Here is a 23,401-nt window from a genome sequence, read left to right as displayed (position 1 = left end):
TCGTACGGGAGCCGATGGGGCGCCATGCATGCCGGGATCAGCTTGTCGTAATACCCCTGCTACCCGCCTCCCCGTGAACCCTTACCGTAAATCACCCCGGCGTCGAGTCGGTGCAAACAGGTTAAAGCCGCTGCCAAACCTGCGGCCCATTAAAAAACGCCTGCGCATTGCTATCCAGCGTCTCCAGGTGATACCCACCCTCCTGCACGATCACACAGGGCAATCCCAACCTGCGAATGCACTCACCCAACCGCGCGAACCCCTCGCGCGTTACTGCGACTTTGCTCTGCGGGTCCAGCTCGTAGATATCGAAACCCAGTGACAGCACCAGCACCTCTGCCGAGAAGTTCTTCACCGCCGCCAAAGCCAGTTCCAGTTTTTCGAAGAACACGGCCTCACTGGCACCGTGGGGCATCGGCAGGTTGAGGTTGAAGCCTTGGCCTGCTGCGTTACCGCGCTCTTCGACGAAGCCGGCAACGCCAGGGTAGAAATTGGTGGGGTCACCGTGAATCGAAACGTAAAGCACGTCGTCACGGTCGTAGAAAATCTCTTGGATGCCTTGGCCGTGGTGCATGTCGGTGTCGAGCACGGCGACGCGCTGGAAACCTTGGCGCAATGCCTGCGCTGCTACCGCAGCGTTGTTGATGTAACAGAATCCCCCCGCTGCATCGTAACGAGCATGATGTCCCGGTGGACGACAGAGCGCGTAGGCCGCCGGGGCGCCCTCAAGAATGTCCTTGGCGGCAGCAACGGCGCTCTGGGCCGACCAGTAGGCCGAGCGCCACGTCAGCTCACCGATCGGGCAACTGCCATCCGCCAGGTAGCGCGCAGCCTGGGCAAGGATGCCGCGCAGGGCGTTGGGCTCGCGCACGAAGATATTGGACATGACTTCGTCGCCCCAGTCTTCGGGGATTTCCTGCCAACGTTGGTGGGCCTCCTGCAGAAATGCCAGGTAAGGCGCACCGTGTACCGCCAGCAGTGGATCGAGGCCGTAGTCCTGCGGCTGCTGGATGTCAAAACCCAAGGTGCGTGCCGCCAACAGCAGATGACGGGCACGCTCGGGGACCTCCTGCGGCGTACGCATCTGGCCACGGGAGTAGTAGCTGCGCGGATGATGCAGAAGTTGTTCGGGATGAAAAAACGTACGCATGAAAAATCTCCTTACTGAACCTGGCCGGCGCGCTTCAACACGGCATTGAGCAATACGTCGGTGCCCTGGCGCACGTCCTCGGGCAACACGTCTTCGGCTTCGTTGTGACTGAGGCCGCCGACGCAAGGGATGAAGATCATCGCCGTCGGGCAATAGCGCGCCAGGTGGATGGCGTCGTGACCGGCACCGCTGACGATAGTTTGCTGGCTGTAACCCAGGGCATCCACGGCGGCTTGTACGCAGGTGACGCAGTCGGCGTCGAAGGGCGTGGCCGGGCTGATCCAGTGTGGGCTGACGGTCACGGACAGTCCGCGTTGCTCGGCGATGGCCTGCAACTGTCGGCGCACCTGTTGTTCCATGGCGTCGATATCGTCGTCGCGGTGATGACGCAAATCGACGGTGAAATTCAGCAGACCAGGGATGGTGTTGCGCGACGATTTGGCGATGCTTAATTCACCTACAGTGGTCAGGCCTTCCGGGGCAAAATCCGCCGCCAGTTTCTCCAGCGCCTGGATCATTTGTGCGGCGCCATACAACGCGTCTTTACGCAGCGGCATCGGCGTAGTGCCGGCGTGGGCAGCCATACCTTCGACGCGCACATCCAGCCAGCGAATTGCCTGTCCACCGGTGACCACACCGATGCTCTTGGCATTGTCTTCAAGGATCGGGCCCTGTTCGATATGCGCTTCGAAATACGCATCCACCGCGCCACCCAGTGGGCGTGAACCGTTGTAGCCAGTTGCACGCAAGGCCTCGGCCACGCTGATACCATCGACGTCGGCAGTGGCCAGGGCCTTGTCCAGCGCCAGGGTGCCGGTGAATACCGCCGAACCGAGCATGGCGGGTGTAAAACGGGCGCCCTCCTCGTTGGTCCATACCGCAATTTCCAGTGGTTTGCGTGTCTGGATCCCGTGATCGTCCAGGCTGCGAATCACCTCCAGACCCGCCAATACACCGTAGACACCGTCGAAGCGGCCGCCCTCGGGTTGTGTGTCGAGGTGACTGCCCATCATCACCGGTGCCGCGTCCTTGTCCGTACCGGCACGGCGGGCGAACAGATTGCCGATGGCATCCACGCTCAGGCTCAACCCGGCGGCCGCGCACCAGTGGCTGAACAGTTCGCGACCGGCTTGGTCTTCGCCGCTCAAGGCCAAGCGACAACTGCCACCGCGCGCCGTGGCGCCAATCTCGGCCATGGCCATCAGGCTGGCCCACAGGCGCTCGCCGTTGATCTTCAACATTACAATCACTCCCTCAAACGCTATGGGCCATTTCAAGACGGTGCGCGGAGGCATGGCGGCGCGACAACGCCAGCACACACACCAGCGAGACCGCCGCGATCAAGCTGTAAAACACTGCCATTGGCCACCATTGGCCTTGGTATTCGTGGGCCAGCCAGGTTCCGATCAATGGCGTAAGGCCACCCGCCAGGGCGCCGCACACCTGGTACGCCAGGGAAATCGCGGTGTAACGCACGCGGGTTTCAAACAGGCCGCTGACGAAGCCGGCGATCACGGCATAAAACGACGCCATGCACACCACTGCCAGGGCGATGCCGAGGATGATCAAAGGCGCCTGGCCGCTGCTGACCAGGACAAACATGGGGTAAGGCGAAGCCATGGCCAATACGGTCATCGCGCACAGGAAACGCGTGGCACCGACCTTCTCCGCCACCCAGGCAGCCAACGGCTGGACGCAGAACTGGATGATGGCGACAAAGAACAGGCACTCCAAAATCAACGAGCGCGGCAGGCCCAGTTGCTGAGTGCTGTAGGCAATCATGAAGGTGTTGGTGAAATACACGCCAGCGATGCCCAGGGTGTTGGCACCGATGCACAGCAGCAGCGGACGCCAGGCGGTTCGCAGCACTTCAATGACGGGCGCCTGGTCTTTCTTGATCGCCCGCGCTTTTTCCGCCAGGGCTTTGTCTTCAAGAAACTCCGGCGACTCGTTCACGCCCAGGCGAATCGCCAGGCCGACCACCAACAGCAACGCACTGGCCAGGAACGGCACGCGCCAGCCCCAGCTCAATAGCTCGTCTTCCGGCAGGCGGGTTACCGCACTGAACGCCAACAGTGACAGGATCAACCCAGCCGGGCTGCCCAATTGCGCGAAGGAAGCAAAGAAGTTGCGCCGGCCTTTGGGCGCATGCTCGCCCGCCATCAGCACCGCGCCGCCCCACTCACCGCCGACGGCAATACCCTGCACCACGCGGAGCAGGACCAGCAGTACTGGCGCAGCGGCACCGATCTGCGCGTAGGTCGGTAGCAGACCGATACACACGGTGACCACGCCCATCATCACCAGGGTAATCACCAGGGATTTTTTGCGGCCAATCCGGTCACCGATGTGCCCGAACACAATGCCGCCCAACGGCCGCGCAAAGAAACCCACGGCAAAGGTGCCAAACGCAGCCATGGTGCTAAAGAGCTTGTCGTCAGAAGGGAAAAACAGTTGGCCAAACACCAGCGCCGCGGCGGTGGCGTAGATGTAAAAGTCGTACCACTCGATCATGGTGCCGATAAAAGCGGCGGCCGCAGCACGGCGAGGCTGGGGCGAAGCGGAAGGCTTCATGGGGCTGGCTCCTTTGGTTATTTTTTTGGCAGGAGAAAGGTCGAACGCATGCGCTCTGATGGCGCTTGTTGAGGGTGATTTATCGTCTTGGGGCTATGATTAGTCAATTTTCTATTTATTATTCCAATTATAAATCCTGCTTATTATCGAGCTTCACCATGCCCGACGCCCGCCGCGACATTCACCCTTTGCTCAACGACCGCCTGGACTGGAACCTGCTGCGCACGTTCCGCGTGATCGGCCAGGAGCTGAGCATCAGCCGCGCCGCCGCCCGTCTGCACTTGACCCAACCGGCGATCAGCCAGGCACTCAAGCGGCTGGAAGAACAACTCGATTGCCAACTCATCGTTCGCCGGGGTCCACGCTTTGTGCTGACGGAGGCCGGTGAGCAGATCTTCGCCATCGCCGGCGAGATGTATGGCCAGGTGTCGCAGATGAGTAACGCCCTGCAAAAACCCGGTGATGAAGTGATCGGCAAAGTGCGATTGCTGATGATCAGCCGGATCAACTCGGACACCTTCGATGAATACCTGGCGGACTTTCATCGTGAACACCCTCGGGTAGACCTGGAAGTCGAGGTGATGCGCAGTTCGGACATCGTCGCCGCGCTCCTGGAAAAAACCGCGACGCTGGGCCTGAGCCTTAACCGTCGGCCACAGCCACGTCTGGAACAACACCTGCTCCTGCGCCAGCGTTATGCGTTTTTTTGTGGGCGACACCATCCGCTGTTCGGGCGCATCGGTTTGGCGGAGGGGGACCTGCAATCGGAGAACTTCGTCAGTTTTACCAGCGACCAGATTGGCGGGATGCTCTCACCGTTGACGATTTTCCGCGACCAGCAAGGGTTCAGTGGGCGGATTGTGGCGTCGTCTTCAAGCCTGGAAGAAGTGCGGCGTTTGGTGATCGCCGGCTTCGGCCTGGGCTGCCTGCCGATCCATGTGGTCGCGGATGATGTGAAAAACGGGCTGCTCTGGCGGTTACCGCCGGATGGGGGAATAACGGACGTGGACATTCACCTACTGTGGAATCGAGAGCAGAAGATGAGCCGCGCGGAAACCGTGTTTATTCAGAGCCTGACAGCGCGCCTGGCTGACCACGGCGCGCACGCTTCTAAAAGTGGATGAACGCCTCTCTGAAGGGAGTGGTCAAGCCAGAACAACAGGGAACCTTTTACTCAGCGTCCCCGTTCTTTATTGGCTTGGGAGAGAACCGAGGCCGCAAGGGATTTTGCAGCCTCACTGTACTGGTCGCTTTGAAGCACTTTCCCCGCCTTCTCCTCCAGCACAGCGCTTGTCTGCTTCTCGGTACTGCGCTGAGCCAACGCTGAAGCGGCAAGGCTTTTGGCAATGACCGAAGCGTCTGGATTATTGAGGGTGTCGGCCGCCAGGGTAGCTATCTTGCCGGAGGTTTTTTTCGTGTTCTTGCTCATGATGCAATTCCTTTGCAGTGGTTAGCGCCTGATCGAGTGCGCTATCACAACGTAATAAACTGCAGGAGCCACTGCAATGCGCTGCCTGTAGGCAACGTTTTGCAAGTCCGTGAGAAAGGTGCATCGGTCATGCAGTGCGTGCTAGAGCGTCGCATCGATAGCACTGATGATTACTATCGAAACGAGCGCCTGCTCGATTTTCAGCACTGATTCCTATAATCGCTTCCTAATTCCCTCCCCCTCGCCTGGCTTCGGGCGACGTTCACCCTGGAACCCAACACTATGCCAAGTGCCAGCCAGGCCCCTCGCGGCCTTCCCGAACATAATCAACAGAGCGTCAAACAGCAGTGGCTGGCGATTCTCTCAGTCGCCGTGGGCGCCTTTGCCTTGGTGACCAGCGAGTTTCTGCCAGTGGGCGTACTCAACGATGTCGCTGCGGACCTGAGCATCAGTGCCGGTCACGCCGGCCTGATGGTCACCCTGCCCGGCATCATGGCCGCGCTCGCCGCCCCCCTGCTGTCGGTGATCATTGGCGCCATGGACCGCCGTTATCTGCTGATCGGCCTGACGCTGATCATGATCATCGCCAACATGGTGGTGGCCTTCGCCAGTGATTTCAGCCTTCTGCTATTCGGTCGCGTATTGCTGGGTATCAGCATCGGCGGTTTCTGGGCCACAGCCATCGCCCTCAGCGGCCGCCTGGCACCCAAAGGCGTGGATGTCGCGAAGGCCACCTCGATCATCATGATGGGCGTGACACTGGCCACCGTACTCGGCGTGCCCGTAGGCACATGGCTAAGTGGCTTGATGGGCTGGCGCATGACTTTCCTGGTCACCGCGTTGCTGGGCTTACCGGTGCTGCTGGCACAGGTCCTCCTGCTCCCCATACTCAAGCCGGAAAAACCCATTCTTGTCAGCGACCTGCCGGCGTTGTTCATCAATCCACGGGCTCGGGTCGGTTTGATCGCGGTATTGCTGATCGGTCTTGCACACTTTGCCGCGTACACCTACGTCGCGCCTTTCTTCAAGAACAGCTCCGGCTTCGATGGTCCGACCATCGGCTCGCTGCTGCTGATGTTTGGCGTGGCCGGTGTAGCAGGTAACATCTTTGCCGGTTTCGCCGCCAACCGCAGCGTGCGCTACACCCTGCTGCTGGTCGCGCTGATGATCGGCACCAGCACCGCCCTGTTCCCCTACTTCGCCACCGGCCTGACCGGCGCCTCCATGCTGATCGCACTCTGGGGCTTCGCCTTCGGCGCCTTCCCGGCCTGCGCCAGTATCTGGATGTTTGTCGTAGCGCCCAAGGATGTGGAGCGTGGCATGCCGCTGTTCGTTGCGTTGTTCCAGGTGATTATTGCGCTGGGCTCGTTCTTCGGCGGACGGATCGTCGACCAGATGGGCAGCGCCGTGCTGTTGAGCCTCGCGACCGCATTGGTAGGCGTGGGTTTTGTGACGGTGCTGGTGCTGGGGCGGAATGTGAGCAATAGCTTGGCAGCGCAGCCTGCCTGACCGGGAACGTAGTCACTGAAAAGCCTGCTGGGTGTTGAGCTCAGCGGGCTTTTTCGTTTAATGGGGGTAAGCGATGACCGCTATTCCCGGAGATCAGCACCGGGAATCTGCATCAAGGCGTTCGGAGCCATTAAACGACGGCAAGGGAAGCGTCGATAACTCAATCTCTGACAGCCGGAAACCTTCTCGCCTCTATCCGTTGCGACGGATCTGGGCTCTCCAGGCGTCACCGCGTTTCTCGTATTAGGCTATTTACGGATATTGGCGGGTGCTTGGGGGGCGCGAAAGAGAAGGCATTTCCCCAAACACAAAAAAGCCCCGAGGCGGTTAAGCGCTCGGGGCTTTTTAAATATGGCGGAGAGATAGGGATTCGAACCCCTTCTCATATCTCTAAGGACCGCTCCCGGCCAGCAAATTCGGTGTTTTCTCGCGCCGCATATGGCGTATCAAGGTCTACAGCGGTCCTGAGTTTGCCCTAATTATGCCCTAAATCCTTCCGTCTGACTGGCACTGCCCCGCTGAACTCGGCCGGTGCTACTCCGATAGCACCCGGCAACCTCACCGTTATCAAAAACCGTCACGACGTTTTCCGAGGGGGGCCCCAGGTTGAAGCAGGTTTGCAACTGCCATCACCAAATCATTCAAAGACCAGGGCTTGTTCAGGTACGTCGTTGGAGAGGGCACAATGGAGGGCTCAAGCGCGTAGCCGGACGTGAGAATCGTAGCGGTAGAGGGCCATTTCGCCTTCACCATTTCTATGAATTCCGCACCTTGGAGTTGACCTGGCAAACCATGATCCGCGATAACCAGCGGACACCCCTCCGGCATGCTCAGTAGATAAATCAAAGCGTCATCGGCGGTTTCGAAGTCAACTGAATGAAGACCGATCTCGGTCATGATATCGACCATCAAAATGCGAAGAGTTGGATCGTCCTCGACCACGATCACCCGTCCTGTGACTGGCGAGAGTTTTTCCCATTCTAGATACACTATTTGATTCCTAGCCGAGGTCAGAATTCCGCTTGAGGGAGGTATTAACCTGTACATTGTAGGCGCATTTTGGGGGAGGAAATATGACTTCTAACGGATGAGAAATGCACCAATTTTTAAGGGTGATTCTTCATTGCTGGGCTTTGCAAACGGCAGCGGTGTAGTCAAAAATAACCGTAGACAGCTTTCCAAGCTGATAACGAGGGTTCGATTCCCTTCACCCGCTCCGCTATTTTTCAAGGCCTCCAGCCTAACCCGCCTCCACCAGGCGTCTGTTTGTATTTTTTGCAGGCTCCTGACGTTTTGTAACAAACACCAGCGGCTAGACATTCCGTCACACTGAAGTGTCCCGACGTAACGCCATCCATTCCCCGCTTCAGACCCATCATGCTAGACAGCTCTGATTCTGATCCTACCGCAACCCCCCATTGTGTATGGGTATGTAAGGGATTTTTGGGGATAGGCCCGAGGTTGCTGGCCGTAATGCGTGCATGCATCCGATTGCATAAGCGCATATTCGGCATTAGATGGCATAGATTGGCGTATGGTTTGCCCCATTTTTGCCCCACGCTCGGCGATTGAGGCTTTAGAGAAACGATCCGCCCGATGATGGATTGGGCGTAGCCCTCCTCCAACGCACCCGCCAACTTGGCTAACCCGCCGTAGTCTCTCTGCTTTTGTAGCAATTTCTAAGCAATCCGCGATTCCTGCCTGACAAAGGCACTACCCGTACTATGCTTGTACTTTTCTGGAAAAGAGTCGACGCCATGCTAGGTGATTATTCCCTGTCAGATGTACTGGAGAGGCTGTACACCAACCAGCTGGCCCTTGAGGCCGCCTTGATGGAACTGACACTACATGTCGAACAGCAGGGGGAGTCAGACCTTGGGGATAATATCCGCGGAGCATTGCAAACGATTGGTGAAAACGCTGGCCACATCAAACAGGGTCTAGCCAAGCTCAAGGGTTCAGGTGCCGGCTAAGCCACTTCTATGTCCTTTCAGAATCGCAGCGGGCAAGCCTGGTGATGGTTAATATTAATTTGTATGACACGCTATTTTAAGTAAAAGGCAGTCGATGCTCCCCTAAGGTTGCTTAGGCCAAAATCTGATATTCGTCACGTCAATCACGAATCGGTCTCCCCTCGGGGCGATTTTCTCAGTGGGAGCCTCTGGAAAACTCCCTGGCTAACCCTGATCCTGAAATCTGTGTTAAAAAGCTCACCAGTGGCCATTGGCTAGTGTGATTTATTCATAAATGCAATGAATACCCTAAACGGGAAAAGGAATAACCCTTTGAAAATTATTACTTTGTATAACCATAAAGGCGGTGTATCCAAAACCACGACCACCTTTAATATCGCGACTTATTTGGCCAACTCCGGCAAAAAAGTACTCATGGTCGATGCCGACCCCCAGTGCAACCTTACCGAAATCGCACTGGCTCGAACTATACAAAGTCTTGATGCGGCCGCAGCGAAATCTGCAAATCACAAAGTAAGCGAATTACCCGGGACTAGTATACTTGATGCTCTGAATCAGAGAATAAAAGGTGATGCGGCATTTATTGATATAAACAAGGTTAAAACAGTAGAAGTACACAAAAACCTGTATTTAATTAGAGGTGCCGTTGACTTAAGCTCTATTGAGGATGATTTAGCAGAAGCACATGTTCAAAGAATGAGCATGAGAACAAACCTTATGCGGACCTATGTCGCAATTGGTGACTTTCTCATCCGGCTTGCGAAAAAAGAAAAGTTTGATTATATCTTTATAGATGTTGGCCCTAGTTCAGGAGCCTTAACAAGAGCCTTTTTTCTTGTGTGTGATGGTTTCTTTATTCCGGTCGCACCTGATCGTTTTAATGTGCAAGCCATCGGAACTCTTTCGCACATTTTGCAGCGTTGGATGAAGGAACATCAGCAAGTAGTTTCGCAATACGAATCTTTAGACATGCCCATTCGCTCAGGTAAGCCGGCATTTCTTGGTGCTGTCGTTCAAGCCTTCAAGAAATATGCGGGTGAAGCGAAGCCAGGCTTCAAACTTTGGATGCAACGTCTCCCCCTGGAGATTGATGAAAAACTAAAACCGATTTACTTCAATGACCCCATCAGCGAACCCTTGTATTTGCCTACGCAAAAAGTAAAGTCTGCGGATTATTCAATATCAGTTGAAATACCTGACTTCAACCAACTTGCCCCGCTTATGCAGGAGGTAGGAAAGGCCGTTTTTAATATTGATCAAGCTGACACAGCACTGATCACCAAAAGCCTTAAGCCTTGGAAGGGAAATAACTGGAGCGGCGCACAAAAAAGAATGGCAACTTATAAAACTCTTTTTGGATCGATTTCAGATATTATCAATGAGTTTGATGCGAAGAAGCCATGAATACAACCATGAAGATCCACTTCGTAGCTTTCCTTGATATTCTTGGATTTAAAGCCTTGGTAGATAGGGAAGTTCGCTCAGGCTCTGGAGAGCATCTTGAAAAGCTTCTGCGTTGTCATCAAAAATGTGCAGAGATCTTCAAGTCAGATCCAGATCTGAACATAATCCAATTTTCGGACTCAATAGTAATTTCTCGCCCATATGACGCATCGCATTTCATACCCTTTATCACGAGTATCGCTGAATATCAAAGATATCTACTTGATGAACAACTGCTATGCAGGGGAGGTGTAGCAGTAAATCAACACTTTACAAATGGAACCTTTACGTTTAGCGCAGGCCTTATCGATGCGTACAATGTGGAAAGTAAATCAGCACGCTATCCCCGAGTGGTCATCGCACCAGATGTAATTGATCTTATATACCCCAACTCTTCTCCTTCTGTTGAGATAGTGAAGGAAGATGATGGATTGTACTTCATAGATTATATTGGCATAACTAAAGACAAACGACCGCGCCTGCTTAAACAATCAATCCGAAATGTTGTTAACTCCCTAAAATTCAGTGACACATCTTCCATCAGGGAGAAGGGGATATGGCTTGCTAATTACTCAGATGCAATTTTAAGAACAAATCACACGCCTCCAAAATTTGAGGGAGGCCGAATTCAAATAATTTGAAATTCAAAATAACTAACAAAACAATCACAATATACTCGGCACTCGCCTATAGACATCGTTTATGGGGGAACTTAACTAAGCCAATGAGCACGCTGGCTCTCACATGGGAGTAAAAGTCTATTGTTGGCCGATAACTGTCTTCCGTGAGTAGTGGTACTCGCCTTCACAATCCCTGCCGACTACTTCTCAGAAGCGGGCAAAGCTCATCCAGGATGGACACCATGCGCGACCTTCGATTCAGCCGTACCTTTACCTTGCTTCAGCAGGAGGGACATCTCGCTAGAGCATCATTACTGTCGGGAATCGACTTGCTTTTAAAAGCGAATCTTGACGAGAGCAAAATAGGAAATTTTTACTCAGCATTCTTTCAACTCACAATAGGATTCGAGCGAATTCTGAAGCTTGTGGTTATTACTAATCACATGCTCGAAAATAACTATACACCTCCGACAGATGAAGAATTACGCAGAAAATACGGTCACAACATTAAGTCAACTTATCTGCATGCGCTTAAAGTGCGCAATAAATGGGGGTACGAGAAGGTTGTCGCACCGGTTTCCGGCAGCGTAGAAGACAAAATTCTAGACTTTTTGGAAAGCTTTGGGAATAAGGCTCGATATTACAATCTTCGCGAACTCAACAACACCACAGCAGATCGCGGACCTTTGGGCAACTGGTACACAATATGTAAAGAAGCAGCGAGAACCGAAATAGGGTATGTAAAACTCGACAAGGATGCCGAAAGAATTATGTACCAAATGGATCAAGCAGGGTTAGTCGGCTACTCTGCGAGGTTCGATTTCGATGGCCATCCGATGACCCTGTTCGACGATTACTGGAGAATGCACTTAATCCAGAAAGTTTCCCCGCACCTAGTTTGGAAAATAGTAAAATTCATTACTCCGCTGTATAACGCTCTCAGATATATCGCTGATGAAGCTATGGACTACGAGCGCAGACACCAGCTCGAACTTCCGGTTATTCCACACCTGTACGAGTTCTTTGTTTTCTCACTTGCAACAAAGTCAGACACTCTACGTAGAAAAACATGGGCTCGACTTTTTCTCGGTTAACTAAGCTCAGAAAAACGGAGTAACATTAGTTACTGCTGGCCGGCAGCTATTGGCCGAAAGCTGCCGCTACCTACAGACTACAGACCATAGTTGATCAAGCTTCGTCGTGTAACTCTGGCTCATCATATCGCGACGCATGCCCCAATCAGGATCTGCCGGCACACAAGCCGAACGCAAAGTGCCCCTACCCCATCGCTCATTGATCTGGTCCATGACTGTCATCACCCGAGTTGCCTCAGCCGGCTGAGATATAGCAAACAAATCATCGGTGTACTCACCTGGCTGACAAAGATTGAGCAGCATTACCTCAGCCTTGCTGTACTTAAAGCCCGGTCGAAATATCCGATCAAGCGCACCCACCGCTGCTTGAGTAAGCAGCCGCACATCATCAGTGGGGTACGGCATATCCACCACAACCCCGTTGGCATACTTCGCCTCCTCTGGGTTGAACATGCCAGTGCGGATGCACACCCGCACCTTCTTGCACAGCGAGCCCTGGGCGCGGAGCTTCTCAGAGGCGCGCATCATGTAGGTGGCCACCGCCTCCTTTATGGGCGACAGCTCGGTCAGCCGCGTGCCGAACATGCGGCTGCAGCAGATCTCCTGCTTTGGCGGATCTGGCTCATCCAGCTCCAGGCAAGGCGTGCCGCCCAACTCCCTGGCGGTCTTCTCGATCACAACGCTGAACTTCTTACGGAGCGTCCACGGATCGGCCTTAGCCAGGTCCATAGCCGACTTGATACCCATGGCATCAAGATGGAGTTTCATCTTGCGACCGACACCCCACACCTCCGCCACGTCCGTATTGCGTAGCACCCAGTCACGCTTAACCGAATCGGTGATGTTGACTACTCCACCAGTTTGGGCCTGCAGGCGCTTCGCGGTGTGGTTTGCCAGCTTCGCCAGGGTCTTTGTGTGAGCGATACCAACGCCGACAGGGATACCGGTGCAGCGAAGCACCTGAGCGCGAATCTGTCGGCCTAATACATCCAGCTCACCGATACCAGTCAGGTCGGCGAACGCCTCGTCGATGCTGTACACCTCCACTGCCGGCACCATCGCCTCGATCAGGCTCATCACGCGCTCGCTCATGTCGCCGTAAAGTGCATAGTTGGAGGAGAACGGGACGATGCCGTGCTGCTTGAGCTTATGCTTGATCTGGAAATACGGCTCGCCCATCTTGATAAAGGGTTTGGCGTCGTAGCTCCGGGCGATAACACAGCCGTCGTTATTGCTCAGTACCACGACGGGCACCTTCGCCAGGTCGGGCCGGAATACCCGCTCGCAACTGGCATAGAAGCTGTTGCAGTCGATCAGTGCGAAGGTTGGCTGCTTAGACATGGCTGCGCACTGTGCTGGTGATCACGCCCCAGATCGACAGTTCGTCGCCTTCGAGAACGTAGCGCGCCGGGAACTTGGGGTTTTCGGAAAGCAGGACCACCTCCCGGCCGCGCTTGCATAGGCGCTTGCACACAGGCTCGTTGTTGAGCAGCGCCACGACCACGTGCCCATGGATCGGCTCGATGGCACGATCCACCACGGCCAAGTCACCATCGAAGATCCCGACGCCTTGCATGCTCTCACCGGTGATTGCCACCAGGTACACGTGGGGCGCACGGATATTCAGGACCTCATCCAATGAGATGTGCTGCTCAATGTGATCCGCTGCCGGCGACGGGAAGCCGGCCGGAACCTGGAACGAGCACAACGGCAACTTCGCGCCGACCTCAGCGATGGGACCTAGAATGGTAAAGCTCATGATGCGGCCTTTTACAATTACTGTATGAATGTACAGTTAACTTCGTAGGACGCCTGCGGTCAATTTTTCTGTAGGGGATTTCGACAAGCGGAGAAGTGCGTATGTGTGGGCGATTCGTGCAATACGAAGGGATGGCGATCTTCATTGAAGAGCTGAGCCCGCAGATAGAGCTGTTCAGCGGGTATGACGCTCAGCCTATTGATCGCTACAACGTCGCACCGTCGACGCGGGTGCAGGTTCTACACACTTTAGAGGATGGGCTGCATATCGATGCAGTGAAATGGGGATGGGCGCCATTCTGGGCGACGGGAAAACGTCCGGATCCGATTAACGCTAGGGTTGAGACGGTCACCACCGGGAAGTTCTTCAAACAGCTCTGGCCGAATGGCCGGGCCATTGTGCCCAGTGAAGGCTGGTATGAATGGGTAAAAGATCCGGACGATCCGAAGAAGAAGCAGCCCTACTTCATCCGCCTGAAGAGCCGGCGTCCGATGTTCTTCGGAGCGCTTGCCCAGGTCAATCCAGGGTTGGAGCCTCATGAGGGCGATGGTTTTGTCATTATCACCGCCGCAAGCGATCAGGGCATGGTCGATATCCACGACCGGCGCCCTTTGGTGCTGACGCCAGAGCATGCCAACGAGTGGCTTGATCACGGCATAACCCCATCGCGAGCGGAGGAAATTGCAAAGGAGCTGTGCCAACCCACGGAAGAGTTTGAATGGTTTCCCGTAGGCAAGACCGTAGGGAATGTTAGAAATCAGGGCCCAGAACTGATTGAGCCAGACAGATCAGCTCAGATACCACATCACGAAGGCGACTGCAGAGATCCACACCAGGGTAAGCAGAAATGAAAGACCCGCGAGTTGCTTATCCATCTGCTACCCAATGTGAGGTTAAAAGACTGCAATACGAGCTACAGGAGCAACTTTAGTTCAGTGAGGGCAACGCGCCACCGTTCAAAACGGCGGCACCTATCAGAACAGCCCACCCAACGCTGCCGGCTCCCAATTCATGATTACCAACTCACCGCTGATCTCGGCTTTGCCTTGGCGCTGGTTAGCTGTGCTGTATCGAATATCTACCGTCTCGAAGTGAAAGCCTTCAAACACGCGACGGATATCCGGGTGGTCGTTGATGCTGACCATCACCTTTCCTTTACACCGTCGCATGAAGTCGGCCATGCGCTCGTAGTTTTCAAAGGGGAAATCCACACCATAACCGGCCGTCTGCCAGTAAGGCGGATCCATGTAGTGGAAAGTGTGTGCACGGTCATAGCGCTCAGCGCAGTCCAGCCACGGCAGGTTCTCCACATAGGTGCCGGACAACCGCTGCCAAGCTGCAGAAAGGTTCTCCTCGATCCGCAGCAGGTTGATGGCCGGGCCTGTGGTCGCGGTACCAAACGTCTGCCCAGTGACTTTGCCGGCAAAAGCATGGTGCTGCAGATAGAAAAACCGGGCGGCGCGCTGGATGTCGGTGAGGGTTTCAGGGCGGGTCATCTTCTGCCACTCGAATACCTGGCGGGAGCTGAGCGCCCATTTGAACTGGCGCACGAACTCCTCCAGATGGTTTTGCACGACGCGGTATAGCGTCACCAGGTCGCCGTTGATGTCGTTGAGGACTTCAACCGGTGCAGCCTGGGGACGCATGAAATAAAGCGCGGCGCCGCCGGCAAAGACTTCGACGTAGCATTCGTGGGGTGGGAAGAGCGGAATAAGGCGGTCGGCCAGACGGCGTTTGCCGCCCATCCAAGGGATGATGGGTGTGGACATGTATAAGCAAGACCTTTGCTGTATGGATAAACAGTGCTAGGCTCGCTCCGCTTTGTGCACGAAGCAGGAGCCTTGGCTGGACTTGCAGGGTCGATCTGCGGGGAAGGTGGCCGGGTTGGATGTTGACGCATCCTGCCCGGCCGCTCCTTTTACTTCGATGTAGAGACTTCTTTTGCGTAGGCCTGACAGGCCCGCAGGGCGATCAATCCTTGGTCGCCGGCATCGGTGATTCCGATAATTCGTTGAGCATGCGCTGGGTCAAGTTGGGCTCTTGTGGGGCCATGAACCACGCGGGCGGTGGCGGTGGTGGTTCGCACTGCACAGTTGCCGGTGGTTTCGGTGGCGGCGAGAACGACTGACAGCCGCAGATCAGCAGTAGCCAGGCGATCACGCAGACGAGCCTGCTTCGTTTGCTCATCGGTCAATTCCTTGTGGTGGGTTTCGTCGTTGTTGTGCAGGCGCTGCTCCAGGGCAAAGCGCTTGTCCTGCTCTTTGCGCTGCAGGGCGGCAGCGGCCTGGGATAACTCGCCGAGGGTGTCGGCATGGAGCCGGGCCTGGTGCTCCAACTGCTTGCCATAGCGCCAGTCTTGAGCGGTCCAGGCCAGGGCAGCCGATCCGGCGGCCAACATCACCAGCAGCAGGCCGACCGCCGCAATCCGGTATTGCGTGGGGATCAGGTCGAAGAGACGCATAACACCACCCTCGCCCTGGCCCACAGTTGCAAACGATCTTCCAAACCGTTGAGCCCGCCGTTGATCCGCCGGGTGATGGTGTTGAATTGCTCTTGATCCGCGAGCGCGTTTAATCCGTTAATCGACCAGAACCACGCGGCCGACTCGGCGGCCCATTGCGGTAGTTCGAGCAGCTCCGGCGTGCGCAGCAATCGCTCATCGCCGAACAGCGCCAGGCTGCAACGCAGATAGTTGTCGTGGCCGGTGATCTGGATCAGCCCACGGCCGCGGTACCGCTGCCCGTCACCATCAGCAGCAGGCGTGTTCCCCAGCTTTGCAGCCAGCGGGCCGGTATCGTACTTGCTGAGGTATTGATCGCTCCCCAGTTCACGCACGTACTGCAGTTGGCCGGACTCGTGACCGACCTGGGCGAGGAATGCTGCCTGACGCTTTGGCGTATCGATCTTGCGATTGGTCATGGCTGCGTTTAGCGCGGATACAAAAAAGCCCGCTTGGCGGCGGGCGTTGGGCATGATGCGTTGGAGTTGTTGCTCGGTAATGGACATCGCTTTTTCCCAGGCAAAAAAAGACCGCTCGATGGCGGCGGGTGGTGAAGCAGGTACGGGCAGTTACAGTTCCAGGACTTTGACCTCCTTGGACTTCTTCGTTTTCTTACCGGCCGCCTTGGCCTTTCCCTTCTTCCCTGCGTTGCATTCCACGGTCGTGCTCCAGCCGGACTGGGTGAACACCTGTTCCACCGAGTCGACAAGAAACTCGCTGTCCAAGCCTTCCTTGAAGCCCTGCGCGTTGATCTGCCGCTCAGCGAACAGATCGGTGCGCCCTACCATCTCCAGGCGAACCTCGGCGGTGGAGCGGTTGAATGCCGCGAGTCGGGCTTTGGCCGTCTGCTCAGCGGCGGATTTATTCGGATGGATATGCCGGTCGGTATGAACGGGTGGCAACCCTGCAGGCGCGTCGTCGTTGTCCAGGGTCAGATTGACCAGTTCGCCGGTTTTCTTGTCTTGGTACCTCGCCTTGACGGCTTTCTGCGTGGTGCGGTCGGTGAAGCGGAACTGCCAGCGGCTGACGTCACTGCGGCGGATGGTGATCGCTGGCAGGCTCTTACCGCTGGCGGTCTGTCCACTTTGGCGAGGCAGCACCAGAAGCTTGCTGTAGGCGACCTTAGCCGTGCAGTCGTGATCCTTGGCGAGCCGGGTGATGAAGTTGAAGTCCGATTCATTCAACTGGTCCGCCCGAGGCACCACCGTGGCGACTGAACATTCAGGCTTCCAGCCGTTGCGAGCGGCAATGTCGCTGACGATCCTGGACAGCGGCACATTTTCCCAACTGCCGCTGCGGGTGGTCTTGCCGCTGCCACGCATGTCGCTGGCCTTGCCGCGAATGACCAGGGTGTCAGGTGGGCCGGAGACCTCAATATCGTCGACGGTGTAGCGCCCCAGGCGGGCCAGTGCTTTGCTGTCGTAGCCCAGGTAGACCTCAATCGCAGCCCCTTTCTTTGGAAGGGACACGGCGCCGTCACGGTCATCAATGCGCAACTCAAACTCGTCCGACTCCATGCCGGGCTTGTCCAGCGTGCGCAACAGCAAAAGGCGGTCGTTGATAAGGGCTGTGATATCAGCCCCATCGGCCACAATTCGAAAGACGGGTTTCATGGATACTCTCCGAGATTCAATCCCACAACTGCACCTGCTCGCCCACAGGCTCAGGGAGATCAGGAAAGGTAATCAGCAACCCAGTGCGTAAAGGCTGCGGCTCATCCGCCAACAACCGATTGACAGCCAGCACCGCCTCGATCGTACCGTTCAGGTGCCCATAATGCTGGTAACACAACGTATCCAACAGGTCGCCATCAGACGTTCTGCATATCATCGCCATAGCGTGTGAACTCCAAACTGAAAGTTTGCTTGCGCGGGATCCCGCCAGCCAGCAACGCGCCCTGCTCTTCCTCCAGGCTGCGCAAGCACCAGGTGCCGAGGACTACGCCGTAGCCGGTGGTCAGGTTCAACGGCAGTAACTGGGCACCGATGGAGCGAAGGGTGTCCAGCTGCTTGAGGCCGCCTTTGAACGTGGGGAAGATCGCACCCTTGAGGCTGAGCTTTTCCTCCCCCATGCCCACGGCCTGCTGCGCCGGTCGACGACTGAGGCGCTCTTGCGAGGCCCAGCGGAATTCCGTCTGCCGGCGCAGTTCGTCGAACGCCGCCGTGTCTAGGTTGAAGTAGAACGGCTGGGCGTTGGTTTGCAGCGGCTGCAGGATCAACAGATGCGGGAACGACTTCACCGCTTCCGCCAAGGGCGTGGCGTTTGGCGCCAAGGCGCTGGTGGGCAAAATGTTCGCCAGGCTTGGGCTGACCTTGCCCGCCACCTGGTTGATCGCCGTGCTGGCCCGGGCGGCTTGTTCCTTCAAGGTGCCCAGCCGCTCATCAATGGCCGATATTGCACGGGTCGTTTTGCTGTAGGTCGACAAGACCGCGCCGACCTTGGACTGCGCCGCATCAATCCCGCGCATCACCCGCTGCAGCTTTTCGCCCACGTCCGGCGGAACACCGGGAATGCTGGAGAGTTCATCAGCCGCCCCGGTGATTTCGCCAATGGCACCGTTCACCGGCCCGATCATGCCGTCGATGCTGTGCCGGCCTGCCTCCCCGGCCTGGACCAGGGATTTGAAGCCGGATTGCAGTTGCTCCATGTAAGCCATAAGAACTCCTTAAACGTGAGGGGCATCGAACAAGTTGCGCCGCGCCTGCTCCCGGCTGAACTCCTCGAACAGCTGACGCATGTACGGCATCATTTCCTGCGCCAGTTGCCGTGGATCCTTAACGTCACCCTGCACTGTCACCGGCATGGTTGGGGCGAACGTCCAGGCCTGCTCAACGCGAGCAGGATCCGGCCTCGCGGCGGCGCCGGCACTGAGCAACGCAGGCACTACCGCTGCTGATGGTGCCGGCGCCAAAGAACGGGCAACATCCCCCATCAATGGACCGGTAGCCGGAGTCGGCGCCAGTTGCGCAAACCGTGTAATGCCTGGTCCGCTGGGCTTCGGCAGCAGCAATGGCGAAGGCTGAGCCAAGCGTTCTATCGGCTTATCCGGTCCACCGAAGGCAGCCTTGCCTACCGCACTACCCAGCTCGCCGCCGCCCCAGCTACCGAGGAACCCGCCAATCAATCCGCCGACGACGGTGCCGATCACGGGCACCACCGACCCAATGGCGGCACCTGCAGCAGCACCGGCCAGCGTGCCGGCCAATGTCCCAGCAGCGTTGCCGTAACCTTCGGCTTTTTCGTCGCGGGTCTCTGCATTCTGATAGGTATCAGCAGCGATCAACCCAGCCTCGATCAGCGCCATGGGCGCCCCGACCTTGGCGAACCCGAGCCCCCTGCCCATCATGGCCTTGGGCGCGAAACGACTAGCAGTAGCGCCAAGCGGCGCTGCAGCCGCAGCGGTGCTGGCGGCAGCCCCTCGACCACCGCGCCCACGCTTACCCTTGCCACGGCGCCGCTTCCCATCCCCACCATCGATCCCACCAGCGCCACCGGAGGGGTTAGTAACGAACACCCGCTGGATCACATTCGGATTGCCCATCAACGAACCACGTCCAACGTTCAGTAATCCCTTGCCGATCTTGATTGCGTTGATCGCAGCGCCCAGGCCGACAACACCGGCCGCCAGCACCGTCGCACCGCTGATGACGGTAGGAAACTTCCCTGCCAACTCCCCAAGCCCATACGCCACTTTCGCCAGCCCGTCCGCCGCGATGTCCGTCAGCGGCCGCACCGCATCACCGATACGCGTCATCGATGATTCAATGCCGGCAGTCGCGGAGGCCCACTTCCGGTTGGACGTTTCTCGCGCTTTCGCCGCGTCAGCCTCGATCTTGGCCTTGCCATCCGTGTCTTTGATGGTCGACATATCCGCCTTGATCTTGTCGCCATATTTGATCTGCGCGAGCAGACCCGCACTAGCGCTTTGATCGCTGACGATGTTCGCCAATCCGGCGGCCTCGGTCAGAGCGATCATGGCCTGCTCTTCCTCGGCACTGCCATCCGCCGAAGCCTTTATCTTGGCCTTGAGCGCCTCGATTTTCTTGGCCTTGGCCGGATCCTGTTTCTTGATTAACTGCTCGCTGAGCATGATGAACGCGTCGACCGGGTTCGCCGCCTTACCGCTTTTGGTCGCGGCGAGAATCGAGCCGGCCAGGTCGTAGCCTTTCTTGGCGAACCGTTCCTGGCTGGTGCTGCTGATCACGGCGTTGAGCAGGTTGTTCATGTTGGTGGCCGCCGCCGCCGCGTCCTGGGTTTGCGAGAACTGCGACTGCAAGCTGGCCCCGAGGAAGCGCACCGCCTCGGGGCCTTCCATGCCCAGGCGCTTGATGTTGCCGAGCATGGCCGGCAGATACCGCGCCATCTCTTTGGGACCGAACGCGCCGATGTCACCTGCCGCTGCAACCTGGCCCAGCATCGCCGCCATGTCGCCCTGCTTGACTCCCGCCTCCTTGAAGGAGTTGATCAGGGTCGCGATGGTTTCAGGCTCCATGCCCTGGCCGTCGATCAGGTCGGCGATCTGCCCGGCATAGGCGGTGGCCACGTCCCAGTCCACGCCTTTCTCGATCAAAGCGCCGACCGATTTCGCGAGCAGTTGCTGGCTCATGCCCTTTGCTGCAGCGACCTTGCTGATGCTCTCCGCCAGTTTCGCCTCATCGCCGGTACCGGCGGTGTGTGCCCACAACGACATCTGGCGGATCTGCGCCTGGTAATCGCCAGAGACCTTGGTCGGAATCGCCAACGACGCAGTAAGCGCCGCTGCTTTGCCGAGGGAGTTCTTCATGCCCTCCTTGCCCTGCTGGATCTGCGAGTGGCCCAGCGCCTTAAGTTCGGCGCCACGCGCTACCTGGCCGAGGGCCTGGTATTCCTTACGCAGATTGCCGACTTCAATACCCTGCTCTTTCAGGGTTTTGAGGTTGTTTTCCAGCTTTCGCAACAGACCGTCAGCCGACGCCGCACCGGTGTCGTGGGCCTTTTTCCATTCGTCTCGCAGGCGGATCGTGTCGCCGATGGTGCTCTGCAGTACGCGGGCCTTGGCGCCGGTCTCGCCAAGCTTCTTGATGCGGCCCTCAACATCCTTGAAGGCAGCGCCGACCGTGGAGCTGACGGCGCCGCCGATGACCAGGCCGAGCGCCAGGTTATTTGCCATGTGATCACTCCGGGCAGGGATGCGGGGCTCAGTCCGTGAGCCACCAGATCATCGTGGAAAAGGGCATGGTCTCGATTTCGCTGGCCGCAAATGAATACTGCGTTGCCAATCGTTTCGCGACCGTCTTCTGCAGATCGGCGTTAAACCCCGTCGTCCTGCACCAGGCGAAAATAGGCGGCCTGCAACCGCTGGTAGTCCGTCAGTTTTAGCCCCTCCAGATCCTTGGCACCGGCTTCAGAGAGGGAGGCGAACAAATGCATCTCGCGCAGTTCATCGTCGCCGCCGCTCGTGGCGTTAGCAGCACGCACTTCGCGCACAGTGGGGGAGCGTAGAGTCAGGCGGTCGACCATAACGCCATTGATTTCGCTTGGGCGAGACAGCGTGATGGCGGCGCTTTCAGAGGTGATGGTCAGCCAGGTAGGTAGTTTTTTCAAAGTGCTCATGATGAGAGTTTTCCTTACAGGCCGAGGTCGCGGCGGACGCTGGCAAGTTGATCGACACCGTTGATAACCCGGACGCAGTTGACCGGATCGATCTCGTACATCAGGCGACCGGCGACTTCGAGCTTGTAATAACTGACCGCTACGGCGTACTTGAACTCCCCCGTTTCTCCGGCTTTCCAGTCACCAGAATCGATCTCTTTCAGCATGCCGCGAAGGGTGGCAACCACCGCAGTGGTCGCGCCTCTCTGACCTTTGAAGGAGCCACGGAACACCGCGTTGAATGCAGTCTGATCAGCCAGGCCGTAAAACTTCATCGCCTCAGGGCGTACACCCTTTCCGGCGAAACTAGCCTCCAGTTTCTCCATGCCCTGATCCATCTCGACCGGGGCATCCATCCCCCCGGCGCGATGCTCTTCGGTTTTCAAGGTCATCTTGGGAAGGGTCACACTGGTGATATCCCCAGCAAAGCTGACGCCATCGATATGGGCGTTCATGTTGTAGAGCGTTTGCGGAACCATCGTCGGCTCTCCTTTATGCGTTGGTGTCGAGAACTTCGGTCAGCCACTGGTTGGTGACCTCGACGCGGAAGTTAGGGTTTTCTGCCGGCGGTACATCGGTGAAGCGGATGTTCCAGTACACCTTGCCCTGCTCCAGCTGGCTGGCCGTGTTCAGTACGGGGTCAGCGAACACCTCGAAGTTGATCACTGCCCCCTGGTTTTTCAGGTCACGCATGAACGCCGCGAGGCCTTCGGTCACGTCGCTGACGTAGGTCTTGGTGATCGAGCGGTCGACCGCCCATTTGTGGCCGTAGAGGATCGCGTCCATCACGATGTCCATGGTCCGAACACGGGTAACGAACGCCCACTTCGGATCGCTGGAACAGGTGCGGTTGCCCCACAGGCGGTAGCCGTCATCACGGATGATGGTGGTGATCTGCGCGTTGTTGAGCAGGTTCGCCCGGCAGGTTTCGTCCCCATCTAGGAACTCAATTGGTCGGCCCGTACCGGTGACGCCGACGAACTCTTTATTCGACGGCGAGGCCCAGAAGCCGTACTCAGAATCGGTCCAGGCGAAGAGCCCGGCGACCCAAGCAGAACTGGGTGCGTCGATGGTGGCACTGAGCGCGGTGTCCCAGTACTGCACGCCAGGGTCAACCAGGAAAACGCGCTTGCTGCCGAAGTTTTCGCGGTACTCCATGGCCGCTTCGTCAGTTGTGTTGGGGCCGTCGATGATCGCCAGGGCACGCAACTTGTCACTCAGGGCCACAAGCGCCGTGGCGGCGGCCAGCGTCGCAGTGTGTTTGGGCGCGGCCAGCAAACGAGGCTGCGCGTTAAAGCGGCTTTTGCCGTCGAGCAGCGCCTGCATCCCGGTTCGCGTGCCATTTGCCAGGACGCCGCCAATGATGGCCGATGTCTGTGCGGCGGCGTCGGCCAGCTTTTCCACACCGCAGGCGACGATCACGGCCTTGGAGCGAACATAGATGGCCTTGACCGCCTTGGTGATCGCCGCATCTGGCCCCCAGGCGGCGATGGCTTCGCTCTCGCGGGTGATCAGCATCAGTTGATTGGGCAAGGCGCTGGCATTGGGACCAGGCGTGAAGGTGTCGCAAAGCCCGATGATGGACGAGGACGGCACCGCGATAGGCCGCGTGCCGGTGTCGACGTTGGTCACGGTGACGCCGTGAAAGAATCCACTCATGATTGAACTCCAGAAACGAGAAAGCCCCGCATAAGCGAGGCCGTAGGTTGTTCGTGTTAC

The 23,401-nt window shown here is 57.2% G+C and carries 24 protein-coding genes and 1 tRNA gene; 8 read left to right on the top strand and 17 right to left on the bottom strand.

Going from position 1 to position 23,401, the window contains the following annotated elements; genetic code table 11:
- Positions 1 to 121: 121 nt before the first annotated feature.
- The 3 genes from PF1751_RS07435 to PF1751_RS07425 are packed head-to-tail and all read right to left on the bottom strand — an operon-like array spanning position 122 to position 3,724.
- Positions 122 to 1,150 (bottom strand): histone deacetylase family protein, encoded by a 1,029-nt coding sequence (locus PF1751_RS07435; RefSeq protein WP_021491028.1) that lies wholly within the window; start codon positions 1,148 to 1,150, stop codon positions 122 to 124.
- 11 nt (positions 1,151 to 1,161) lie between these two features.
- Positions 1,162 to 2,391 carry a Zn-dependent hydrolase gene (locus tag PF1751_RS07430; protein ID WP_044286819.1) on the bottom strand — a complete coding sequence of 410 codons (1,230 nt, stop codon included), beginning with the start codon at positions 2,389 to 2,391 and terminating at the stop codon, positions 1,162 to 1,164.
- A gap of 13 nt (positions 2,392 to 2,404) precedes the next feature.
- Positions 2,405 to 3,724, bottom strand: coding sequence for an MFS transporter (locus PF1751_RS07425; protein ID WP_010212187.1), 1,320 nt, complete (start codon positions 3,722 to 3,724; stop codon positions 2,405 to 2,407).
- A 158-nt stretch (positions 3,725 to 3,882) separates the two neighbouring features.
- Between PF1751_RS07425 and PF1751_RS07420 the strand changes: the two genes are divergently transcribed.
- Positions 3,883 to 4,848 carry a LysR family transcriptional regulator gene (locus tag PF1751_RS07420; protein WP_044286817.1) on the top strand — a complete coding sequence of 322 codons (966 nt, stop codon included), beginning with the start codon at positions 3,883 to 3,885 and terminating at the stop codon, positions 4,846 to 4,848.
- Between the two features lie 50 nt (positions 4,849 to 4,898).
- Here PF1751_RS07420 and PF1751_RS07415 read toward each other — a convergent pair whose 3' ends face one another.
- Positions 4,899 to 5,153, bottom strand: a complete 255-nt coding sequence (locus PF1751_RS07415) for a hypothetical protein (RefSeq protein WP_021491030.1) — start codon at positions 5,151 to 5,153, stop codon at positions 4,899 to 4,901.
- 282 nt (positions 5,154 to 5,435) lie between these two features.
- On the opposite strand from PF1751_RS07415, the gene PF1751_RS07410 reads away from it, so the two are divergent.
- Positions 5,436 to 6,662 (top strand): MFS transporter, encoded by a 1,227-nt coding sequence (locus PF1751_RS07410; RefSeq protein ID WP_021491031.1) that lies wholly within the window; start codon positions 5,436 to 5,438, stop codon positions 6,660 to 6,662.
- Between the two features lie 567 nt (positions 6,663 to 7,229).
- Here the strand turns inward: PF1751_RS07410 and PF1751_RS07405 are convergent.
- Positions 7,230 to 7,652, bottom strand: coding sequence for a response regulator (locus tag PF1751_RS07405; RefSeq protein ID WP_044286816.1), 423 nt, complete (start codon positions 7,650 to 7,652; stop codon positions 7,230 to 7,232).
- Positions 7,653 to 7,807: 155 nt separating this feature from the next.
- Between PF1751_RS07405 and PF1751_RS29075 the strand changes: the two genes are divergently transcribed.
- The 5 genes from PF1751_RS29075 (at position 7,808) to PF1751_RS28030 (ending at position 11,792) form a co-directional block, all read left to right on the top strand.
- A tRNA-Ser gene (locus PF1751_RS29075) sits at positions 7,808 to 7,878 on the top strand.
- 541 nt (positions 7,879 to 8,419) lie between these two features.
- Positions 8,420 to 8,635 carry a hypothetical protein gene (locus tag PF1751_RS07400; protein WP_044288109.1) on the top strand — a complete coding sequence of 72 codons (216 nt, stop codon included), beginning with the start codon at positions 8,420 to 8,422 and terminating at the stop codon, positions 8,633 to 8,635.
- A gap of 312 nt (positions 8,636 to 8,947) precedes the next feature.
- A complete protein-coding gene (locus PF1751_RS07395) occupies positions 8,948 to 10,039 on the top strand; it encodes a ParA family protein (protein ID WP_044286815.1) in 1,092 nt (363 codons plus the stop codon).
- An 8-nt stretch (positions 10,040 to 10,047) separates the two neighbouring features.
- Positions 10,048 to 10,719: a hypothetical protein gene (locus PF1751_RS28810; protein ID WP_144407255.1), complete on the top strand. Its 672-nt coding sequence runs from the start codon at positions 10,048 to 10,050 to the stop codon at positions 10,717 to 10,719.
- Positions 10,720 to 10,940: 221 nt separating this feature from the next.
- The gene (locus PF1751_RS28030; protein WP_052806505.1) at positions 10,941 to 11,792 is read left to right on the top strand and encodes a hypothetical protein; all 852 of its coding nucleotides are present in this window, start codon (positions 10,941 to 10,943) and stop codon (positions 11,790 to 11,792) included.
- A gap of 66 nt (positions 11,793 to 11,858) precedes the next feature.
- Here PF1751_RS28030 and umuC read toward each other — a convergent pair whose 3' ends face one another.
- Together umuC and PF1751_RS07380 are read right to left on the bottom strand one after the other, a co-directional pair.
- Positions 11,859 to 13,133: a translesion error-prone DNA polymerase V subunit UmuC gene (umuC, locus tag PF1751_RS07385; RefSeq protein ID WP_044286814.1), complete on the bottom strand. Its 1,275-nt coding sequence runs from the start codon at positions 13,131 to 13,133 to the stop codon at positions 11,859 to 11,861.
- Positions 13,126 to 13,551 carry a LexA family protein gene (locus tag PF1751_RS07380; RefSeq protein ID WP_044286813.1) on the bottom strand — a complete coding sequence of 142 codons (426 nt, stop codon included), beginning with the start codon at positions 13,549 to 13,551 and terminating at the stop codon, positions 13,126 to 13,128. Before PF1751_RS07380 ends, umuC begins: the two co-directional genes overlap by 8 nt.
- 101 nt (positions 13,552 to 13,652) lie before the next feature.
- Here PF1751_RS07380 and PF1751_RS07375 point away from each other — a divergent pair, with 101 nt between their 5' ends.
- Positions 13,653 to 14,402: an SOS response-associated peptidase family protein gene (locus PF1751_RS07375; RefSeq protein ID WP_044286812.1), complete on the top strand. Its 750-nt coding sequence runs from the start codon at positions 13,653 to 13,655 to the stop codon at positions 14,400 to 14,402.
- A 123-nt stretch (positions 14,403 to 14,525) separates the two neighbouring features.
- On the opposite strand, the gene PF1751_RS07370 is transcribed toward PF1751_RS07375, so the two are convergent.
- The 10 genes from PF1751_RS07370 to PF1751_RS07325 all read right to left on the bottom strand — a co-directional run bounded on the left by PF1751_RS07370 (position 14,526) and on the right by PF1751_RS07325 (position 23,341).
- The gene (locus PF1751_RS07370) at positions 14,526 to 15,320 is read right to left on the bottom strand and encodes a DNA adenine methylase (protein WP_044286811.1); all 795 of its coding nucleotides are present in this window, start codon (positions 15,318 to 15,320) and stop codon (positions 14,526 to 14,528) included.
- A gap of 149 nt (positions 15,321 to 15,469) precedes the next feature.
- Entirely contained in the window at positions 15,470 to 16,012 is a 543-nt protein-coding gene (locus PF1751_RS07365; RefSeq protein WP_044286810.1) for a lysis system spanin subunit, read from the bottom strand.
- A complete protein-coding gene (locus tag PF1751_RS07360; RefSeq protein ID WP_044286809.1) occupies positions 15,994 to 16,557 on the bottom strand; it encodes a glycoside hydrolase family 19 protein in 564 nt (187 codons plus the stop codon). The genes PF1751_RS07365 and PF1751_RS07360 overlap by 19 nt, the downstream gene beginning before the upstream one ends.
- Before the next feature lie 63 nt (positions 16,558 to 16,620).
- Positions 16,621 to 17,664 (bottom strand): phage late control D family protein, encoded by a 1,044-nt coding sequence (locus tag PF1751_RS07355; RefSeq protein WP_044286808.1) that lies wholly within the window; start codon positions 17,662 to 17,664, stop codon positions 16,621 to 16,623.
- Positions 17,665 to 17,680: 16 nt separating this feature from the next.
- A complete protein-coding gene (locus PF1751_RS07350) occupies positions 17,681 to 17,887 on the bottom strand; it encodes a tail protein X (protein ID WP_044288107.1) in 207 nt (68 codons plus the stop codon).
- Positions 17,862 to 18,707: a phage tail protein gene (locus tag PF1751_RS07345; protein ID WP_044286807.1), complete on the bottom strand. Its 846-nt coding sequence runs from the start codon at positions 18,705 to 18,707 to the stop codon at positions 17,862 to 17,864. Before PF1751_RS07345 ends, PF1751_RS07350 begins: the two co-directional genes overlap by 26 nt.
- A gap of 9 nt (positions 18,708 to 18,716) precedes the next feature.
- A complete protein-coding gene (locus PF1751_RS07340) occupies positions 18,717 to 21,200 on the bottom strand; it encodes a phage tail tape measure protein (RefSeq protein ID WP_044286806.1) in 2,484 nt (827 codons plus the stop codon).
- A gap of 140 nt (positions 21,201 to 21,340) precedes the next feature.
- A complete protein-coding gene (locus PF1751_RS07335) occupies positions 21,341 to 21,643 on the bottom strand; it encodes a phage tail assembly protein (protein ID WP_044286805.1) in 303 nt (100 codons plus the stop codon).
- A 14-nt stretch (positions 21,644 to 21,657) separates the two neighbouring features.
- Positions 21,658 to 22,161, bottom strand: coding sequence for a phage major tail tube protein (locus tag PF1751_RS07330; RefSeq protein WP_044286804.1), 504 nt, complete (start codon positions 22,159 to 22,161; stop codon positions 21,658 to 21,660).
- 13 nt (positions 22,162 to 22,174) lie between these two features.
- On the bottom strand, positions 22,175 to 23,341 hold the full coding sequence (locus PF1751_RS07325; protein ID WP_044286803.1) for a phage tail sheath subtilisin-like domain-containing protein: 1,167 nt from the start codon (positions 23,339 to 23,341) through the stop codon (positions 22,175 to 22,177).
- Positions 23,342 to 23,401 lie beyond the last annotated feature (60 nt).

The organism is Pseudomonas simiae (assembly GCF_000934565.1).
In the GTDB taxonomy this organism is placed as follows: Bacteria; Pseudomonadota; Gammaproteobacteria; order Pseudomonadales; family Pseudomonadaceae; genus Aquipseudomonas; species Aquipseudomonas simiae.
Note: the sequence above shows the minus strand (reverse complement) of the source record. Positions and strands in the feature narration are given on the sequence as shown.

Excerpts from the sequence above, each read along its gene's own strand:
- PF1751_RS28810 (WP_144407255.1), top strand. The coding sequence starts at position 10,048 with ATGAAGATCCACTTCGTAGCTTTCCTTGATATTCTTGGATTTAAAGCC.
- PF1751_RS07410 (WP_021491031.1), top strand. The coding sequence starts at position 5,436 with ATGCCAAGTGCCAGCCAGGCCCCTCGCGGCCTTCCCGAACATAATCAA.
- PF1751_RS07355 (WP_044286808.1), bottom strand. The coding sequence starts at position 17,664 with ATGAAACCCGTCTTTCGAATTGTGGCCGATGGGGCTGATATCACAGCC.
- PF1751_RS07375 (WP_044286812.1), top strand. The coding sequence starts at position 13,653 with ATGTGTGGGCGATTCGTGCAATACGAAGGGATGGCGATCTTCATTGAA.
- PF1751_RS07365 (WP_044286810.1), bottom strand. The coding sequence starts at position 16,012 with ATGCGTCTCTTCGACCTGATCCCCACGCAATACCGGATTGCGGCGGTC.
- PF1751_RS07330 (WP_044286804.1), bottom strand. The coding sequence starts at position 22,161 with ATGGTTCCGCAAACGCTCTACAACATGAACGCCCATATCGATGGCGTC.
- PF1751_RS07430 (WP_044286819.1), bottom strand. The coding sequence starts at position 2,391 with ATGTTGAAGATCAACGGCGAGCGCCTGTGGGCCAGCCTGATGGCCATG.
- PF1751_RS07380 (WP_044286813.1), bottom strand. The coding sequence starts at position 13,551 with ATGAGCTTTACCATTCTAGGTCCCATCGCTGAGGTCGGCGCGAAGTTG.
- PF1751_RS07340 (WP_044286806.1), bottom strand. The coding sequence starts at position 21,200 with ATGGCAAATAACCTGGCGCTCGGCCTGGTCATCGGCGGCGCCGTCAGC.
- PF1751_RS07335 (WP_044286805.1), bottom strand. The coding sequence starts at position 21,643 with ATGAGCACTTTGAAAAAACTACCTACCTGGCTGACCATCACCTCTGAA.
- PF1751_RS07435 (WP_021491028.1), bottom strand. The coding sequence starts at position 1,150 with ATGCGTACGTTTTTTCATCCCGAACAACTTCTGCATCATCCGCGCAGC.
- PF1751_RS07420 (WP_044286817.1), top strand. The coding sequence starts at position 3,883 with ATGCCCGACGCCCGCCGCGACATTCACCCTTTGCTCAACGACCGCCTG.
- PF1751_RS07370 (WP_044286811.1), bottom strand. The coding sequence starts at position 15,320 with ATGTCCACACCCATCATCCCTTGGATGGGCGGCAAACGCCGTCTGGCC.
- PF1751_RS07325 (WP_044286803.1), bottom strand. The coding sequence starts at position 23,341 with ATGAGTGGATTCTTTCACGGCGTCACCGTGACCAACGTCGACACCGGC.
- PF1751_RS07400 (WP_044288109.1), top strand. The coding sequence starts at position 8,420 with ATGCTAGGTGATTATTCCCTGTCAGATGTACTGGAGAGGCTGTACACC.
- PF1751_RS07425 (WP_010212187.1), bottom strand. The coding sequence starts at position 3,724 with ATGAAGCCTTCCGCTTCGCCCCAGCCTCGCCGTGCTGCGGCCGCCGCT.
- PF1751_RS07360 (WP_044286809.1), bottom strand. The coding sequence starts at position 16,557 with ATGTCCATTACCGAGCAACAACTCCAACGCATCATGCCCAACGCCCGC.
- PF1751_RS28030 (WP_052806505.1), top strand. The coding sequence starts at position 10,941 with ATGCGCGACCTTCGATTCAGCCGTACCTTTACCTTGCTTCAGCAGGAG.
- PF1751_RS07415 (WP_021491030.1), bottom strand. The coding sequence starts at position 5,153 with ATGAGCAAGAACACGAAAAAAACCTCCGGCAAGATAGCTACCCTGGCG.
- PF1751_RS07345 (WP_044286807.1), bottom strand. The coding sequence starts at position 18,707 with ATGGCTTACATGGAGCAACTGCAATCCGGCTTCAAATCCCTGGTCCAG.
- umuC (WP_044286814.1), bottom strand. The coding sequence starts at position 13,133 with ATGTCTAAGCAGCCAACCTTCGCACTGATCGACTGCAACAGCTTCTAT.
- PF1751_RS07350 (WP_044288107.1), bottom strand. The coding sequence starts at position 17,887 with ATGGCGATGATATGCAGAACGTCTGATGGCGACCTGTTGGATACGTTG.